Source organism: Sporosarcina aquimarina (genome assembly GCF_023715615.1).
In the GTDB taxonomy this organism is placed as follows: Bacteria; Bacillota; Bacilli; order Bacillales_A; family Planococcaceae; genus Sporosarcina; species Sporosarcina aquimarina_A.
Genome location: NZ_JAMBOM010000006.1, coordinates 20,513 through 36,857 on the forward strand (window position 1 = coordinate 20,513; position 16,345 = coordinate 36,857).

At 42.4% G+C, this 16,345-nt stretch carries 16 protein-coding genes; 11 read left to right on the forward strand and 5 right to left on the reverse strand.

Annotated elements, in window-relative coordinates; genetic code table 11:
* Positions 1 to 136 precede the first annotated feature (136 nt).
* Entirely contained in the window at positions 137 to 706 is a 570-nt protein-coding gene (locus M3197_RS13500) for a thioredoxin family protein (RefSeq protein WP_251662110.1), read from the forward strand.
* Between the two features lie 47 nt (positions 707 to 753).
* Complete coding sequence (locus M3197_RS13505; RefSeq protein ID WP_251662111.1) at positions 754 to 1,668, forward strand: diacylglycerol kinase; 915 nt, start codon at positions 754 to 756, stop codon at positions 1,666 to 1,668.
* 54 nt (positions 1,669 to 1,722) lie between these two features.
* Here the strand turns inward: M3197_RS13505 and M3197_RS13510 are convergent, their stop codons facing one another.
* Positions 1,723 to 2,286 carry a hypothetical protein gene (locus M3197_RS13510; RefSeq protein ID WP_251662112.1) on the reverse strand — a complete coding sequence of 188 codons (564 nt, stop codon included), beginning with the start codon at positions 2,284 to 2,286 and terminating at the stop codon, positions 1,723 to 1,725.
* Positions 2,287 to 2,365: 79 nt separating this feature from the next.
* Complete coding sequence (locus M3197_RS13515) at positions 2,366 to 2,797, reverse strand: NUDIX hydrolase (protein ID WP_025785338.1); 432 nt, start codon at positions 2,795 to 2,797, stop codon at positions 2,366 to 2,368.
* A 330-nt stretch (positions 2,798 to 3,127) separates the two neighbouring features.
* On the opposite strand from M3197_RS13515, the gene M3197_RS13520 reads away from it, so the two are divergent.
* From M3197_RS13520 to rlmD, 4 genes are all read left to right on the forward strand, one after another.
* On the forward strand, positions 3,128 to 4,477 hold the full coding sequence (locus M3197_RS13520) for a cytochrome ubiquinol oxidase subunit I (protein WP_251662113.1): 1,350 nt from the start codon (positions 3,128 to 3,130) through the stop codon (positions 4,475 to 4,477).
* Positions 4,474 to 5,499, forward strand: a complete 1,026-nt coding sequence (locus M3197_RS13525) for a cytochrome d ubiquinol oxidase subunit II (RefSeq protein WP_251662114.1) — start codon at positions 4,474 to 4,476, stop codon at positions 5,497 to 5,499. Before M3197_RS13520 ends, M3197_RS13525 begins: the two co-directional genes overlap by 4 nt.
* Positions 5,500 to 5,511: 12 nt before the next feature.
* The gene (cydS, locus tag M3197_RS17380) at positions 5,512 to 5,637 is read left to right on the forward strand and encodes a cytochrome bd oxidase small subunit CydS family protein (RefSeq protein WP_285851373.1); all 126 of its coding nucleotides are present in this window, start codon (positions 5,512 to 5,514) and stop codon (positions 5,635 to 5,637) included.
* A 340-nt stretch (positions 5,638 to 5,977) separates the two neighbouring features.
* A complete protein-coding gene (gene rlmD, locus M3197_RS13530; RefSeq protein WP_251662115.1) occupies positions 5,978 to 7,342 on the forward strand; it encodes a 23S rRNA (uracil(1939)-C(5))-methyltransferase RlmD in 1,365 nt (454 codons plus the stop codon).
* A gap of 128 nt (positions 7,343 to 7,470) precedes the next feature.
* Here rlmD and M3197_RS13535 read toward each other — a convergent pair whose 3' ends face one another.
* A complete protein-coding gene (locus tag M3197_RS13535) occupies positions 7,471 to 8,766 on the reverse strand; it encodes a Na+/H+ antiporter NhaC family protein (RefSeq protein WP_251662116.1) in 1,296 nt (431 codons plus the stop codon).
* A 778-nt stretch (positions 8,767 to 9,544) separates the two neighbouring features.
* On the opposite strand from M3197_RS13535, the gene M3197_RS13540 reads away from it, so the two are divergent.
* Positions 9,545 to 10,273, forward strand: coding sequence for an FG-GAP repeat domain-containing protein (locus M3197_RS13540; RefSeq protein ID WP_251662117.1), 729 nt, complete (start codon positions 9,545 to 9,547; stop codon positions 10,271 to 10,273).
* A gap of 124 nt (positions 10,274 to 10,397) precedes the next feature.
* Here M3197_RS13540 and M3197_RS13545 read toward each other — a convergent pair whose 3' ends face one another.
* Positions 10,398 to 11,168, reverse strand: coding sequence for an aminoglycoside 6-adenylyltransferase (locus M3197_RS13545; RefSeq protein WP_251662118.1), 771 nt, complete (start codon positions 11,166 to 11,168; stop codon positions 10,398 to 10,400).
* Between the two features lie 381 nt (positions 11,169 to 11,549).
* Here M3197_RS13545 and M3197_RS13550 point away from each other — a divergent pair, with 381 nt between their 5' ends.
* The 4 genes from M3197_RS13550 (at position 11,550) to M3197_RS13565 (ending at position 15,363) form a co-directional block, all read left to right on the forward strand.
* Complete coding sequence (locus M3197_RS13550) at positions 11,550 to 12,086, forward strand: DUF6609 family protein (protein WP_251662119.1); 537 nt, start codon at positions 11,550 to 11,552, stop codon at positions 12,084 to 12,086.
* Positions 12,087 to 12,310: 224 nt separating this feature from the next.
* Positions 12,311 to 13,588 carry a beta-N-acetylhexosaminidase gene (gene nagZ, locus M3197_RS13555; protein ID WP_251662120.1) on the forward strand — a complete coding sequence of 426 codons (1,278 nt, stop codon included), beginning with the start codon at positions 12,311 to 12,313 and terminating at the stop codon, positions 13,586 to 13,588.
* A gap of 351 nt (positions 13,589 to 13,939) precedes the next feature.
* Positions 13,940 to 14,083: a hypothetical protein gene (locus tag M3197_RS13560; protein WP_251662121.1), complete on the forward strand. Its 144-nt coding sequence runs from the start codon at positions 13,940 to 13,942 to the stop codon at positions 14,081 to 14,083.
* Positions 14,084 to 14,133: 50 nt separating this feature from the next.
* Positions 14,134 to 15,363, forward strand: coding sequence for an MFS transporter (locus M3197_RS13565; RefSeq protein ID WP_349774139.1), 1,230 nt, complete (start codon positions 14,134 to 14,136; stop codon positions 15,361 to 15,363).
* Here the strand turns inward: M3197_RS13565 and M3197_RS13570 are convergent, their stop codons facing one another.
* Positions 15,364 to 16,248, reverse strand: coding sequence for an AraC family transcriptional regulator (locus tag M3197_RS13570; protein ID WP_251662123.1), 885 nt, complete (start codon positions 16,246 to 16,248; stop codon positions 15,364 to 15,366).
* Positions 16,249 to 16,345: the final 97 nt, after the last annotated feature.

The following is a 16,345-nucleotide window of genomic DNA, read 5'->3' on the forward strand; positions in this document are numbered from 1 at the left end:
CGTTTTCGTGAGTATTGCAAGGAAATTGATTTCCATGTGTAGATAGAGGTACACTTAGGAAAAGATTGTTTTGCATTTCTGTTTTAACTGAACTTATATTAGATCAGCTACATCACTAAAAGGAGTGTGAGGGTCGTTGGCTACTGAATTGGAGTATTTTGAACGAGCGATTTCACTGAATGAGTATATGGAACGTATGAAGCAGCTGAAAGATAGCAGTTTTTCAATTTATGAAAAGTTTGATGTGCCAAAAGACGATGAATTCATCACCCGTTTAAAAGAAGTGAAGCCACGAATTCTCGTGATTACCGAGGATTGGTGTGGAGACGCGATGATGAACAACCCAGTTTTACGAAGAATTGCTGAAGCAGCCGATTTAGACGTTCGAGCAGTGTACCGGGATGAAGATACAGAACTCATTGACCGCCATTTGACAAACGGGGGACGCTCGATTCCTATCTATCTACTACTCGATGCAGACGGCAAAGTGGCTGCTAAATGGGGTCCACGTGCGTCAACGATTCAAAAACATGTGATGGAATTGAAACAACAAATACCTGCTAAAGATGCACCAGATTTTGAAGAAAAGCAACGATTGGTGTATGAACAAATTCATGCTGAATATTCAACGAAACCGGAGTATTGGCTGACGGTTTACGAAGACATTCGCACTACATTCTTGCCAGTGGTCCAAGAGGCTCAATAAAAGCTCGTGCACCTGGAGCTGAGTGAACAGAAAGAGGGAAACGATGTATGAAGCGTGCTCGTATAATTTATAATCCGACTGCGGGACGGGAAGTCTTCCGCAAAAATTTAGCGGATGTGCTCATGCGGCTTGAACAGGCTGGTTACGAAGCATCTGCACACGCAACAACGTGTGAAGGCGATGCAACCGTAGCTGCGGCTGCGGCTGTTGACCGCGGTTTTGACTTAATCATTGCTGCTGGAGGAGACGGAACGTTGAACGAAGTCGTTGCGGGTGTTTCAGAGTTCGACGAGCGTCCACCGATTGGTCTCATCCCCATGGGAACGACAAATGATTTCGCCCGTGCACTTCGTATACCACGCGATATCCACAAAGCACTTGATATCATTTTAGAAGACAAGAAAATTCCAGTGGATGTTGGTAAGATGAACGATCGATTCTTTATCAACATTGCAGGTGGCGGTCGAATGACGGAACTGACGTATGAAGTCCCAAGTCGTTTGAAGACAATGCTCGGTCAACTCGCGTACTACTTGAAAGGGATTGAAATGCTTCCATCCATTCATGCAAGTCGTGTGAAGATCGAATATGATGATCAGGTGTTTGACGATGAAGCCATGCTTTTTTTAGTAGGCTTGACGAATTCTGTGGGGGGCTTTGAAAAACTCGCACCTCAATCGAGCATCAACGACGGGAAATTCACGCTGCTTATCTTGAAAAAGTGTAACATTGCAGAATTTATTCGCGTCGTGACGCTTGCAGTACGAGGCGAGCACTTAAACGATCCTCTCGTGATTTCTTGCAAAGCCCAGACGGTGAAAGTGACGTCTGAAGAAGAAGTCCTCGTGAATTTGGACGGGGAATATGGCGGGAAAGCACCCGCTGTCTTCGAAAACCTTTCATGCCACATCGAAATGTACGTTCCCTTCGATAAGCTTCGCGAACAAGATCGTACATGGTAATCCACTGAAACTCCGCTGATCTGTGCGGGGTTTTTTTTGTGGGGTGAAATCCTATTACGAACCCAACCTGCTCGTTTCGGGAGTGGAATCGCCCGTTCTGGAGTGCGACCCGCTCGTTCCAGGAGAGAACCCGCTCGTTTCCGCGGTTGACCCGCCCGTTCCAGGAGAGAACCCGCTCGTTTCCACGGTTGACCCGCCCGTTTCCAAGGTTGACCCGCTCGTTCCAGGAGAGAACCCGCTCGTTTCCGCGGTTGACCCGCCCGTTCCGCGAAAGAACCCGCTCGTTTCCACGGTTGACCTGCCCGTTTCGTGAAAGAACCCGCCCGTTTCCGCGATTGACCCGCCCGTTCCGTGAAAGAACCCGCTCGTTTCCACGATTGACCCGCTCGTTCCAGAAGAGAACCCACCCGATCCCGCGATTGACCCGCCCGTTCCAGGAGAGAACCCGCCCGTTTCCGCGATTGACCCGCTCGTTTCCACGGTTGACCCGCCCGTTCCGTGAAAGAACCCGCCCGATCCCGCGATTGACCCGCCCGTTTCCTGGAGAGAACCCGCTCGTTTCCGCGATTGACCCGCTCGTTCCTCGAGACAACCCGCTCGTTTCCAAGAATATACCAATCATCCGCAAGCCTCTTCATTCACTCTACACTCCACAAAAAAAGCAACGAGCTCAAGGCTCGTTGCCAACCACCCAATCTTATTCGATAAACTCCAATGCCTGGTCTTGCTTTGATGCAAGCTTTGGGAGATCTTCAACAGGAATCCATTTGAATTGGAACACCAGTCCTTCATCCTTGCCATCACCATGCACCTTATAATCCCATTCACGTTCGTGATCTCCGACATAGTCGAAATGGAAAACGTTTCGTTCGAGTACTTCATCTTTATCTTTTGGGAAAAAGTTCGTTTTATGAAGTTTACCACATAATACAAGTTCATCGCGTTGAATTCCGGATTCTTCCTCAATCTCACGATATAAAGCATCGATCAGTAGTTCGTCCCTCTCGATCGTGCCACCTGGAACTTGGAGTCCAGCTTCAGGGAAGTCCCTATGCTTGAACACAAGAAGTTGGCGGTCTTCTTCTTCGCCTTTGGTTATATAGGCAAGTACTTTCCGTTTAAGTTTCATTGCGTTCACCTCGCTTAATTGTACTAGTATACACTACAATTGACAATAATTCAAGTATTCAAGTAACAAGCTGTCACAACACTATCACTTTTATTTACCCAATTATGCGTATTTTAATCCAAAGTGGGGAAAGTACTTAGTACGTCATGTTGAATCACTCAAAATAAACTTATTGAAAGGATGTGTCCCGATGTACAAAAAGCAGGAAAAAGTTCTCATGTGGTTAGCGTTTGGCGTCGCGGGCGTAATGCTTCTCTCGATTGTTGGAAGATTATTTGGATAAAAACCAATAATTAGCGGGATACTTAATCAGTGAAGGAGGCAACGCACATGGGAAATGAAGAAGCTGTATTTTTCTCACGCGTCTTAACCGAAACGACCTTATCTTTCCATATCATTTATGCCACCATTGGAGTCGGTGTACCACTCATGATTATGATAGCTCAGTGGGTCGGAATTCGGAAAAATGACGAGCATTATATTTTACTCGCCAGAAGGTGGGCACGCGGATTCGTAATTACCGTAGCTGTCGGTGTCGTAACCGGTACTGCCATAGGGTTACAGCTATCGTTATTATGGCCGAATTTCATGGAATTAGCCGGCAATGTCATCGCGTTACCGCTATTTATGGAGACGTTCGCGTTCTTTTTCGAAGCGATCTTCCTTGGCATATATTTATACACGTGGGATCGATTCGAAAACCAGAAAAAACATTTGCTCCTACTTATTCCAGTAGCACTCGGTGCAGCGTTCTCAGCTGTTTTCATAACAATTGTCAATGCATTTATGAACGCACCACGTGGTTTTGACATCGTCAACGGTGAACTCGTCAACATCAGCCCGTTGCTAGCAATGTTCAACCCGGCGATGCCAACAAAAGTAGCACACGTTGTTGTGACCGCATTCATGACGGCAGCATTCGTGTTAGCGGCAATCGCAGCATTCCGATTACTTCGGGGATCTGACCATGTATATCACAAAAAAGCTCTTTTTCTAACCATGAAACTTGGGTTCATCTTTTCGATTGGTGCCGCAATTATCGGGGATTTTTCCGGCAAGTATTTAGCGGAGTATCAGCCAGAAAAGTTAGCTGCAGCCGAATGGCATTTTGAAACCACAGACAAAGCGGAGCTCATTTTAATGGGAGTTCTTACAGAGGACAATGAAGTCAAATACGCACTTAAAATTCCATACGGACTTTCGATTCTCGCAGCAAACAATCCGTTTGCAGAAGTAACTGGACTTGATCAGTTCCCGGAAGATGAAGTGCCGCCACTTTACATTCACTACTTATTCAACTTAATGGTCTTCATTGGCATGTGGATGGCACTTTTGTCTGCCATATTCCTGCTAGGGAAGTGGAGAGAATGGAAGTTCATCGCATCGAAATGGTTCCGCTGGCTCATTGTTCTTGGAGGACCACTTTCGATTCTCGCGATTGAATTTGGTTGGTGGTTTGCAGAAGTAGGTCGGCAACCGTGGATTTTGCGAGATATCATGAAAGTGTCAGAAGCCGCAACGACAAGTGGTCAAGTGGACATGATGCTCATCCTGTTCTGCTTGCTCTATCTCGTACTTGGTGTCGGAAGTGTGGTTGTGCTTCGCCGAATGTTCCGTCGTAATCCAGTAGAGAAAGAACTGGAAGACCGTCATGCAATGAAAGGACGTGATGTACGATGAACCTTGAGATACTCGGAATCACCGTATTATGGACGTTTCTGTTTGGCTACATTATGGTCGGAGCAATCGATTTCGGTGCAGGATTTTTCAATGCATACAGTCTGATCACTGGAAAACAGCGCGTCCTTACGAAAGTCATTCAGCGTTATTTGTCCCCAGTATGGGAGATCACGAACGTCTTTCTCGTGTTTTTCTTTGTCGGCATCATCGGGTTCTTTCCGAAGACAGCGTTCTACTACGGGACAACGTTACTCGTTCCAGTTAGTTTTGGTTTGATACTGCTAGCTATTCGTGGGTCCTATTACGCATTTGAAACATACGGATCCCGCGGGCACAAGGGGTATTCCTTCATGTATGGCTTAGCAGGTTTGCTTATTCCAGCCTCGCTGTCCATTGTGTTGACGATTTCCGAAGGTGGATTCATCGAACTCGTTGACGGCAATCCAGTACTCGACTATTGGAAACTGTTCACGAGCCCACTGACTTGGTCCATCGTTGTGCTCAGTATTTCAGCGACGCTATATATTTCAGCAGTATTTCTCACTTGGTATGCCAACAAGGCACGTGACCTAGAAGCAGCAAGTTTACTGCGAAGGTATGCACTCACTTGGTCATTCCCAACGATGATTGCTGCAGGAGGAATCATTTATGAACTTAAAAAGTATCAGCCAGAACACTACAGCAACATCCAAAACTTCTGGCCAATGTTCCTAATTTCCTTCCTACTGTTTGTGGGGACAGTATTTTTGCTCTATACAAAGCGCCAATATGGTTGGGCGTTCACATTGCTCGCTGGTCAATTCGCATTTGCTTTCTATGGATACGGGGCATCACATTATCCATACTTGCTCTATCCGTACTTGACGATTTACGACAGTTTCACAAATCCAGCAATGGCAATCTCGCTCGTCGTCGTATTCATACTTGGACTCTGCCTACTCATTCCATCACTGATTCTAGTCATGCGCCTATTCTTGTTTGATAAAGACTACGTGCGTGGCAAAGGTGATTATCATGCATAAGGGGGCGATTGTTTGGAACACTTCATCATGTTTTATGCACCATTCATTGTACTAATCGGATTAATCATCATCGCTTTTATCGTTGCACCAATGGACGGTTGGGTCATAAAAAAGGTCAAAGAGGAAAAGAAGAAATAAGAAAAGGGGCTGCGATGGCAGCTCTTTTTTTGTAAGTGGAAAGTATTGGTTAAATGCTCTATTCTGATCAAGGCTTCCTGAATTCCGCTCAAGTGTGTACGTAATCTGATCAAGTCACTCAGAAAGTGATCAACCAAGCCGTGGTTCCGCTCAAGCAATCCGAAAAGTGATCAAGCAACCAACGAATCCGCTCAAGCAATCAAAAAAGTGATCAAGCAAGCCTCAAATCCGCTCAATCAAGAGACCAATCCTTCCTCATCTTCCACAAAATCAACCCAAGCAACTCGCCTCGACCTATGGTAAACTACAGTACAGACCGAAAACTGGAGGGCACGAACACATGACCTATGCAGTACACCAAAACGACCGACTCGTCGTTCACATAGAAGATCTCACACACGACGGCTCAGGCGTCGGAAAAGTCCAAGGCTATCCGCTTTTCATCCCCGGCGCACTGCCAGGAGAAGAAGTCGAAGTTAAAGTAGGAAAAACACTGAAAAACTACGGATTCGCAAAGTTACTTAACATCGTCACGCCTTCACCTGAACGAATTGAAGGACCATGTCACGTATACCCGGAATGCGGTGGATGTCAAATCCAGCATCTAACATACGAAGCACAATTGAAGCAGAAACAGAAAACCGTCCGCGACGCAATCGACCGTATTGCAAAACTTCCAGACGTCCCGGTGCATCCTGTACTCGGAATGGAAGACCCATGGCGCTATCGAAACAAATCCCAGATTCCTTTTAGCGAACGTAATGGCCAAGTCGTCTCCGGATTTTATCGCTCGAAAACGCACCACATCGTCGATACCGACGTCTGCATCATCCAAAGTGAGGAAGCCGACGAACTCATGGCCATGCTGAAACGCGAACTTCAAATTCTTGGAATCGACGCGTATGATGAACACAAACACAAAGGCTTCCTACGCCACTTAGTCGTCAGGAAAGCCCGCGCGACTGGAGAACTTATGGTCGTACTCGTCACAGCACGACGCAAATTCCCGGAAGCTGACCAAGTCATCCAAGCCATCAAGCGCGTTGTCCCAGGCGTCACATCCATCATGCAAAACGTTAATTCACAAAAGACAAACGTCATTTTTGGCAATGAAACCTTAAATCTATACGGCAAAGACGTCATCATCGACTCAATCGGCGGGGTAGACTTTGAAATCTCTGCACGCTCGTTCTATCAAGTAAATCCTGTGCAAACCGAAACGTTATACAACCAAGCGCTCAACTATGCACAGCTAACAGGAACTGAAACTGTGATCGATGCTTACTGTGGCATTGGTACAATATCGCTCTTCCTTGCGAAGCAGGCAAAAGAAGTATACGGCGTCGAAATCGTGCCACAAGCTATCGAAGATGCAAAACGGAATGCTGCGCTAAACGGAATTGACAATGCACATTTCGAAACAGGTGCCTCAGAGGATGTCATTCCGAAATGGTACAGCGAAGGAAAAACGTTCGATGTCTTAGTAGTCGATCCACCACGAAAAGGCTGCGACGAAAAGTTGCTCCAGACGATTCTTACGCACAAACCAGGTCGGGTCGTTTATGTCTCCTGCAACCCGGCAACATTAGCTCGCGATCTTAGAATTTTAGAAGATGGTGGCTACAAAACACAAGAAATACAGCCAGTGGACATGTTCCCTCATTCGACACATTGTGAGGCTGTTGCGTGGTTGGAATCAGTATGATTAATTAAAATATTGCCGTGCTGAAAAAACGATTCTTGTTGGCTTTTCAGCACGGCTTTTTGAATTGCAGGAATTGGTTTTGCTTCCAGTGTAAGTAATGTGGAAAATCGCAAATGTGAATTGTACATTTACGATTTTTGAATAGGATTATTTTTAGTTTTCGGATACCCGATGAGGATGGCAATGACTCCGCAGACCCCCACTAAAATGGAGTAATACGAGTATTGCATGATTAAAATCGGGGAAATGCCAGCGATACTGGCAGCTGCTAAAAATTGTGCACCGTACGGAATTATACCTTGAACGACACATGAAAAAATATCGATGATGCTTGCTGAATTACGTGGCTCGATATCGTATTGATCGGCAATTTTTTTGGACAATGGACCAGCAATCATAATCGCAATCGTATTATTGGCAGTTGAAAGATCAGTTAAACCAACTAAACCTGCTATTGCAAATTTGGCATCCTTTTGCGACTTAATTTTACGCGTTGCAATATGTACGAGAAAATCAATGCCACCATTATGCTTAATGATCTCGACCATACCGGCAATTAACATCGCTAAAAACGCCATTTCAAACATATTGCTCATACCGTCACCAATTGCACCGATAACTGTCATCACCTCATAACTACCATCAAGTAAGCCGATAGTTCCAGCGAGAATGATTCCACTTGCTAATACCGTAAAGACATTTATTCCTATCAAAGAAAAAACAATGACGAATAAATAAGGAATCAATTTGTACCAATCAAAGCTAGCATGTGTCACTTGGGCTGTGGAATTCAACGTCAAAAAGGCTAAAATAACACATGTGACAATGGCTGCTGGTAACACGATGAAAAAGTTAACTTTAAATTTGTCATTCATTTTTGCCCCTTGTGAGCGTACCGATGCGATGGTTGTATCCGAAATAAATGATAAATTATCGCCAAACATAGCCCCACCAATAACCGTTGCCATTAATAGCGGTATGGAAAGTCCTGTTTGCTCGCCAATCGCTAAACCTATTGGGGCGAGGGCAACAATCGTTCCAACTGAAGTACCCATTGCTAAAGATATAAAACATGCAATTATGAACAAGCCAACCACTAATAAGTTTTGTGGCAAAATGGATAGTGCGAAGTTTACAGTAGCTTCAATAGCGCCCATTCCTTTTGCGGTTTCCGAGAACGCGCCGGCGAGTAAGAAAATAATCACCATTAACATAACGTTCGAATTCCCAGCGCCGGTCGTAAAGATTTCAATTTTTTTTGTGATCGTTTCTTTACGGTTCATGAAAAGGGCAACAGCGCTTGCAATTGAAATGGCAACTATTACAGGAAATGCATAAAAATCATCTAATACAATTCCTGAGCCTATAAACAAAATTAAAAATACAACAAACGGAATTAATGCCCATGGATTTCCTTTTCGCATTTCTCTCTCCTTTAAGTAGTGCGCATCCGTTAACATACAAATAAAGGCCCCTTCTAAAATTAATAAGAAGAGGCACCGGATATGCTAGAGTGCATTTTATTTTTCGAGAAAATTGTTATAGGGTTGATAATGATATCTACTTTTTCATTGCGTAGCAATCATCATACCCATCCTACAATAATTATGAAAAACAACAAATTCATCTTATGAAATAAACCTTAGAATATAAGAAAATTCATCTCAAGTCAATTTGTTTGTTATTTATGAAAAATATAAAAGAATGGTTCTTGGTAAGTGAAATAGAAATTGACAATAGTATGAGTTATTTTAGTAATTCTAAACCCTTTGGTATCAAGGGTTTTCAAACAATAAACGCAGTGCACCCGGATATAAGAGAAGAGTTTAGATTTTTTAATAAGCAAGGATTTAATGTAGTAAATGTATCGAATTAATAAGTAGCAGAGTGTACTCTATTACATCTAATTGAATTATAGTTTGTCCACCATCAACACTCATCACACGTTGAAGCGGTCGCTTGATGTGTAATAAAATCATATCCCCGAAAACCCCTGACTTAAAAATTTAGGGGTTTTTTGAACCGTGGTCGTACTACTGCAAAATACTATGGTATTCATCTGTAAGATTAGGCGGATTCAACGAAAACTTGAAATCGGGGATTTAAAATTCTATTTCTTTAATCTCCAAAAACTTGGGTCACTTTTCTAGGCATATGAATATACTGAGTCAAACGTTTACTTAAGTAGGAGTGATAGGAAGAATGAATTGGAATCATGTAGATCAGCACAGGCAGCCGGAGATTCTTACGAGTTCATATGGAGATGTCAATGGAGATGGAATAGTAGATGTCGTGTATTTGACGGGAGTCAAGTCAATGGACCCATCTAGCCCCTATTTACGTCAGATTATGTTACACGTTCAAGATGGGGCAACGAACAAGGTACACACGGTTTCGCTCAACGAAAATGGAAATTCCGGTTACAACCCGACTGTATTTCTGGGGGACTTTACGGGTGATGGCATTTTGGACATTTTAATTAGCATAGACTCAGGTGGGTCGGGAGCTTTTACATTCGACTATGTCTATTCGTTCGTAAACAATGAAGCGAAGAAATTATTTGATTTTGACCAATATAATGAGCAGAACCAGTACACCGTCACCTATATGGACTTCTTTAAAGTTAACGTTCATAGCCCTGCAACGGGTAAATCTTATTTGTTAGATATCAGTGGTCGTGGTGCAGAGTATCTATCGCAAATCTATTATCAAAATGGGAAGTTGGAACAGCCGGTTACTGGGATGGCGGATGGGGTTAGTGGATTTTATCCAGTAGATTTGGATCGGGATGGCGTATATGAAATACAGGCATATCAACAAATTAGTGGGCTTTATCATGCGGACTCTTTTGGATATATCATTAACACACTGAAATGGGACGGGCAAAAGTTTTCAATTTGGCAACAGTGGTTCGCCCTCTACGGTCAATAATTTTAGGAACGATCAATTCTCGCACTCTCGGCTAAACCGCCAGTGATCCAACCAGGATCCAGGCGGTTTTACTTGTATGAAGGAGGTCACCTTAAGAACCGCAATTAACACCTACACGACTGTTTTATCCCAAAAGATGTCGTATCGCATCATCCATGTGATACACAGAACTGTCTTCCATAACTGTCATAAACAATTCTTTTACCTGAAGGGCGGATTCTGCAATCGCCTCTATCGTCATCATCGTAGGAAAAGTAGATAGGTATCTTTCAATGAAACTCGAATCCAAGGTCTCATACGCTTTAAATTGGTGACATTTCTTACTTTCATTCATGGCTTGGACATGTAAAATGTAGTCCCGCATCGTATTTAATAATTTCAGCGCATAGATGAAATTGTTACGTTTCAATTCCTTTACCAGCCCGATTGTGCAGTAGAAAAACTCGAAAGCAATGTCACTGTAGATATCATATTTTACGGGATTCCTTTCAAACTTTTCGTTCTCATTGTTCATTTTCTTTAATACCTCTCCAGTTTTATCTACAACTACCCTCCACAGAGGGGACCGGACAGGTAGCAAGTCACGTGGGGCAATTGAAATATTAAACTCCAATCCGTTTTCCAAGAGAATAATTAGTAAAAAAATCGTTTCGCTGAACTTTTTCTCCTTTATATACATAGGGGCAAAGTCAGCAAGCGCTTGGTGTATCTGATCTTTGGTTGCCTGTGTATTCTCTTCTTTTGAAGTGCATACCATTAAGTCGATATCAGAATACGCATCCTTATACCCAGTCACCCCAGATCCCAGTTGTACGATTCCCTCTACTAATTCAATCTCTTCTATTTTTCTAATGGCATTTTTGAAATAATCCTCTCTTTCCACAGTACTGTACATAATTCACCTCATCTTCTTATTTTCGTACGTAACGATCTTTTTAACTATCTATATTTTCTGTAAATAAAGTTTAATTATGATATGATTTCTCTTACAAAGCAAGATAGAATTTAAGAAATGGAAAGAGTGATCCAAAGAGAACTCTATAAGTGAATTGGATCATTTGTTATTGGGGATTTCTCTTAGATATCCGCAAATTATAGTTGTTCAACAACGTTGGTATAGAGAAGTTTTAGGGATAGAGTAATACTATCTAATTCATAAGGAATATATATAGTGAAAATGAATAAAGTGAATGACTTGAAAGAATCTAATCAGGCAAGCACTTGTATCCGCCGTAATGGAGGAAGGAAATATAATTTCAAAGACAGGGGGAGGAAGATGGAAGAAGGAAAAAGTAATAGACACTATAATAATCAAAGAACCGTAGGAGTATGGCTAACTTATATTGGTGTTATTATTATTCTTTCAGCGTATTTAGGTGGTGACTTATTCATACAGCCCGTTATTATGGGATTTGGTTATTTTTTTGGGTATTTCCTGATATTTGGTTTGCCTTATGTAAATAAGAAACTTTCATATGGTGAAAATTCCAAATTCCAAAATCGGATGGATAACTTTTCGATCCTATTCACTATAATCTTATGCACACTTGTTGGTTTGCTTATCGGCTTTGAGGACTTAAGATTACTCTGGTTATGTATATTGATCGTTATCGGAATTCACTTTTATGGTTTTTACTTTTCTCAAGGAAAAATCATGCTCCTGTTAGGCACCTTAACACTCGTAAACTCAATCCTCGGCATATATTTAATCAGTGTTCCTTTCCTTGTGTTCGCAGTGATTGACGGTATGATAAAAATTACAATTGGTTGCAAAATGCTACTTTTGAAACAGCAGCTGAGCAGTCCACAATAAGTATAGTTGTATTTTGGAATCCAATCTTACATTCATAACATCTCCTTAACGAAGCAACCACCTGCACTCTATACAGGTTTGGTTGCTTTTCCTATTCACCGATGAAACACTAAGTCTCATCCATGAACCGTATTAGCAAGTAGTGCGTTTGTCCATACTAGATGGAGTCTCAAAAATTCAAGCCGCCCAATCCAATACAGCCTTTAGAAAAGAAGGGAAACCTCATGAAAAAAGTATTTTATATAGTGTCCGTTCTAATGATTGCCGCTATCGTGCTCCTGAGCTTCACACTTAAAACTAATTCTGGAAGGAAATCTACTTCAAATGAGCAGACCACGAAACCGACAGCTGACACACCAAATCCAACCTTGGATCATATGCCTGTTTGGTCAACAGCCGAAAAGAAGGAGGAAAAGATGCTGTCAGACATGACTCTCGATGAAAAAATCGGTCAGCTCATAATTGCAGGAATCGATGGTAAGGTCATCAACAAAACGTCTCAGCAGCTTATTGAAGACTACCAGATTGGTGGCGTCATTTTCTATGCAAACAACATCGGTACTCCTGATCAAACCATTCAATTCGTCAACAGCCTGAAAATCGCCAACCAAAACAATCTGCTTCCCCTGTTCACAAGCATCGACCAAGAGGGAGGGCATGTCGACCGTTTGCCAAAACAAGTCGCAAAGCTACCAACGAATGCAAGTATCGGCAAAAGGAATGCTCCAAATCATTCCTTTAGTATTGGTAGAATACTCGGAAAGCAACTCACACAATTTGGCTTCAACATGGATTTTGCACCTGTCCTTGACGTGAATAGCAATCCGAACAATCCCGTCATCGGAGACCGCTCGTTCAGTTCGGACCCAAACGTTGTCAGCACGCACGGAATCCAAACGATGAAAGGTATTGAGAAAGAAAACGTCATTCCTGTCGTCAAGCACTTTCCCGGACACGGGGATACATCCGTCGACTCCCATCTGGAACTGCCCAAGGTGAACAAAACATTACAGCAGCTCAAACAACTTGAACTGATTCCGTTCAAAAAAGCAATCGAAGCAGAGGCAGACGTCGTCATGATTGCCCATATCCTACTCCCACAGTTGGATAAAACCTATCCAGCTTCGATGTCAGCACCCATTATCACAGACTTGTTGCGCAAACAGATGAATTTTAATGGACTCATCATGACCGATGATATGACGATGAAAGCAATCACCAATTACTACGGCATTGCCCAGGCTGCTGTCCAATCCGTCAAAGCCGGAAGTGATATTATTCTCATTGCACATGATCCAGCGGAAGCAATCTCCGTTATAGAGGCACTGAAAGCAGCAGTCGCATCCAACGAAATTTCCGAACAACGTATTGACGAAAGTGTCATGCGGATTATCAAACTGAAAGAGAAGTATAAGCTGGACAATGAAACGACTCCGTTTGTAGACATCCAAAAGCTCAATAAAGAAATTCTAGAAGTCACTAAAAAGAACAGTCACAGCTGAGCACGATTGAATGGGAACGTCCAATAAGGAAGGGATAAACTGAAGTTGAAAAGAATCGGGAGTAGATCTAAGGGCTCCAAAGAATGTTGGATAGTATTGCGCACAGCAACAGAATATGGACTCCGTATTTCTGAAGCGAAAAAACCGAACTATCTTCAGAAGGTATAGGCTACAGGAAATTTTTAAAATAGAAAAAACTAGTGATAACATCCTGAAAGAGTGGGATGAAGTCCAAATACCATCAGCAACTTGGATGGTATATCCAGTGCACGGAGCCATGCCAAACGTATGGCAAAGAATTTTCTCTGAATGTTTCTTGATAATGAGTACGAGCATTCAGGCGGACCTGAAATGGAAGTATACCTGAGTGATGCAGATCCGTATTCAGAAGAGTATTACAGTGAAATATGGATTCCTGTTAAGAACAGACAGACAAAGTTCAATTACAAGCTAGAAAGATGGACGACTTTTAAAAATCATCGCAAATTTGGATAAGAAATGACGTTCCTTCCCTCATATAATCATGAGTAAGGAGGGGAAATATTATAAAATCACTCACAAGAGATCCATATAAAGTCTATCTTAATACAGCTTTTCTTTCGCAATTATTTTTCACCTTAATCGTGACGGTGAATTTGCTGTACCAAGTGTATACAGTCAAACTCGATCCATTACAACTGGTTCTTGTTGGTACAGTCTTGGAACTGACGGTCTTTCTTTTTGAAATTCCAACAGGTGTTGTTTCGGATTTGAAGAGCCGAAAACTCTCGATTGTCATTGGGTATGTCCTCATTGGCGTCGGCTTTTTAATCGAAGGTTTATTTCCTTACTTTTCAGCAGTTATATTGGCACAGATCGTTTGGGGGATTGGGTATACATTCACTAGCGGAGCACGTCAAGCATGGATTGCAGATGAGATAGGAGAAGAACGTGCTTCAGAAGCATTCGTTCGTGGCGCAAAAATTGAAAACATGGCGCAAGTTATTGCGATTCCTTTAAGTATAGCAATTGGCTATTTCATGGTTAGACTACCGATAATTATCGGTGGGGTTTGCACGGTGGGTCTAGCTATATATTTGATGAAAAACATGACTGAAGAGAATTTCAAACCGATAAAGAGAAAGAAACACCTAACAGCCTGGGGAAGTATGAAGGAGAGCCTAGAACAACTCGTCATTCAAGTCAAAGTTAGTGCGGTCATGAGAATTCTTTTCTTAATTGCCTTGTTTGTCGGTTTCTATAGCGAAGGATTTGATCGCTTATGGGTATCACACTTATCAGAAGTGGTGAATATGTCTTCGGTAACTCCAGAAAAATTAGTGATTCTCACAGGGGGGATTCAATTTGTTGTCGTTCTTGTTTCCTTTGCTGCATTGCACGTAATAAATCGCAGTTCGGTCTACCAAAAACTTACTCAAATCTACCTTGTCCTTTTCATGGCGAGTGTTTCAATCATCCTTTCATTGATAGGATTTGCAACTTCCACATCTGTGATTGCCTTGTTAGGTTTTTTTGTAATTATACAAGTTACACGAACCATCATGTACCCGTTAGAAGACATTTGGCTAAACAAAATTATTCCGGATTCTTCAACTCGAGCGACGTTCTTTTCGGTAAAAGGCCAAGCAGATGCCATCGGTCAAATAGGCGGGGCGCCTATCATCGGAGTGGTCGCTACCCGCTATACCATCAAGACAGCACTGATTGTAAGTGCAATCCTATTAACACCTGTATTGTTTTTGTATCGGATTCTACTAAAAAGAAAGCAAGAATAGTTAACTTCCTTGCTTTCTTTCTTTAATTGGAAGATGAATTTCCATATAGACTTTTTCATATTCCCAGTCATGACAGTGCTCATCGTAGTACTCAAAGTCATAACGGGTCTCATCGACTTCATAAGAAGATTGAGGAAGCCAATCATCTAAAATATACTGCCAGGTACCCGCTATCGAACTAGCAAAGTCTTCTACGGGAACGAGTGGGGTGCGGAAAATGGCATAAGTTGAGGAAGGGATTGTCATTATAGTCCAACCGTCTGGAACAGAAGTGCCCATATCATAATTCACTGCAAACAAATAGGTGAATCCATCCAGCAGTTCATCGCTTCTCAAATTGAGACAGTACTCCCCGTGTGTTTCAGGAGTCAGTGTCTCGTATAAAGTGCGTTCAATGGATTCGTCAGGGAAAAGATTTTGGTGCCAAAGTGCTGGAGAGTCGCGTGTATAAGAAATATTACGTGTGGATCGTTCAACTGTTTTCCCGGCGATGGTAAAAGGACTTCTACGCACTAGCTTAGGCTGCATCACAATGCCACCTACCTGATTCTGTTCCAGGCGACTCAAATCGATTTTTTGAGGGAGTGAGCTAGGACAATGCTGTCGATATAATCGAGGGGGACTTCCAAAGCACTTCTTGAACGCCTTCGTGAATCCAGCATGCGTCTCAAATCCATACGTTAGTGCAATCTCAATGACCTTTTTCCCTTGAGCTAAATCGTACAACGCATATTGTAATTTACGCTTCACTACGTAATCCATCAACGTATACCCTGTTTGCTTTTCGAAAATCCGGTTAAAGTGAAATGGAGAATACCCAGCGATGTCAGCTAATAGATCAGGTGTTAGTTCATCTTGAATATGCGGTTCTATGTAATCTATCACTCGTTGAACAGTTACTAATTTCAGAATATCAATCACCTCGAATCATCTTAAAGAAGATAAGAAATCTAGTTCACTAGCCACTAAATTATAAAATGTA

Coding starts and splice junctions, on each gene's coding strand:
- M3197_RS13525 (WP_251662114.1), top strand. CDS start 4,474: ATGAACCTTGAGATACTCGGAATCACCGTATTATGGACGTTTCTGTTT.
- M3197_RS13535 (WP_251662116.1), bottom strand. CDS start 8,766: ATGCGAAAAGGAAATCCATGGGCATTAATTCCGTTTGTTGTATTTTTA.
- M3197_RS13540 (WP_251662117.1), top strand. CDS start 9,545: ATGAATTGGAATCATGTAGATCAGCACAGGCAGCCGGAGATTCTTACG.
- M3197_RS13550 (WP_251662119.1), top strand. CDS start 11,550: ATGGAAGAAGGAAAAAGTAATAGACACTATAATAATCAAAGAACCGTA.
- M3197_RS13505 (WP_251662111.1), top strand. CDS start 754: ATGAAGCGTGCTCGTATAATTTATAATCCGACTGCGGGACGGGAAGTC.
- M3197_RS13545 (WP_251662118.1), bottom strand. CDS start 11,168: ATGTACAGTACTGTGGAAAGAGAGGATTATTTCAAAAATGCCATTAGA.
- M3197_RS13560 (WP_251662121.1), top strand. CDS start 13,940: ATGGAAGTATACCTGAGTGATGCAGATCCGTATTCAGAAGAGTATTAC.
- M3197_RS13515 (WP_025785338.1), bottom strand. CDS start 2,797: ATGAAACTTAAACGGAAAGTACTTGCCTATATAACCAAAGGCGAAGAA.
- M3197_RS13520 (WP_251662113.1), top strand. CDS start 3,128: ATGGGAAATGAAGAAGCTGTATTTTTCTCACGCGTCTTAACCGAAACG.
- rlmD (WP_251662115.1), top strand. CDS start 5,978: ATGACCTATGCAGTACACCAAAACGACCGACTCGTCGTTCACATAGAA.
- nagZ (WP_251662120.1), top strand. CDS start 12,311: ATGAAAAAAGTATTTTATATAGTGTCCGTTCTAATGATTGCCGCTATC.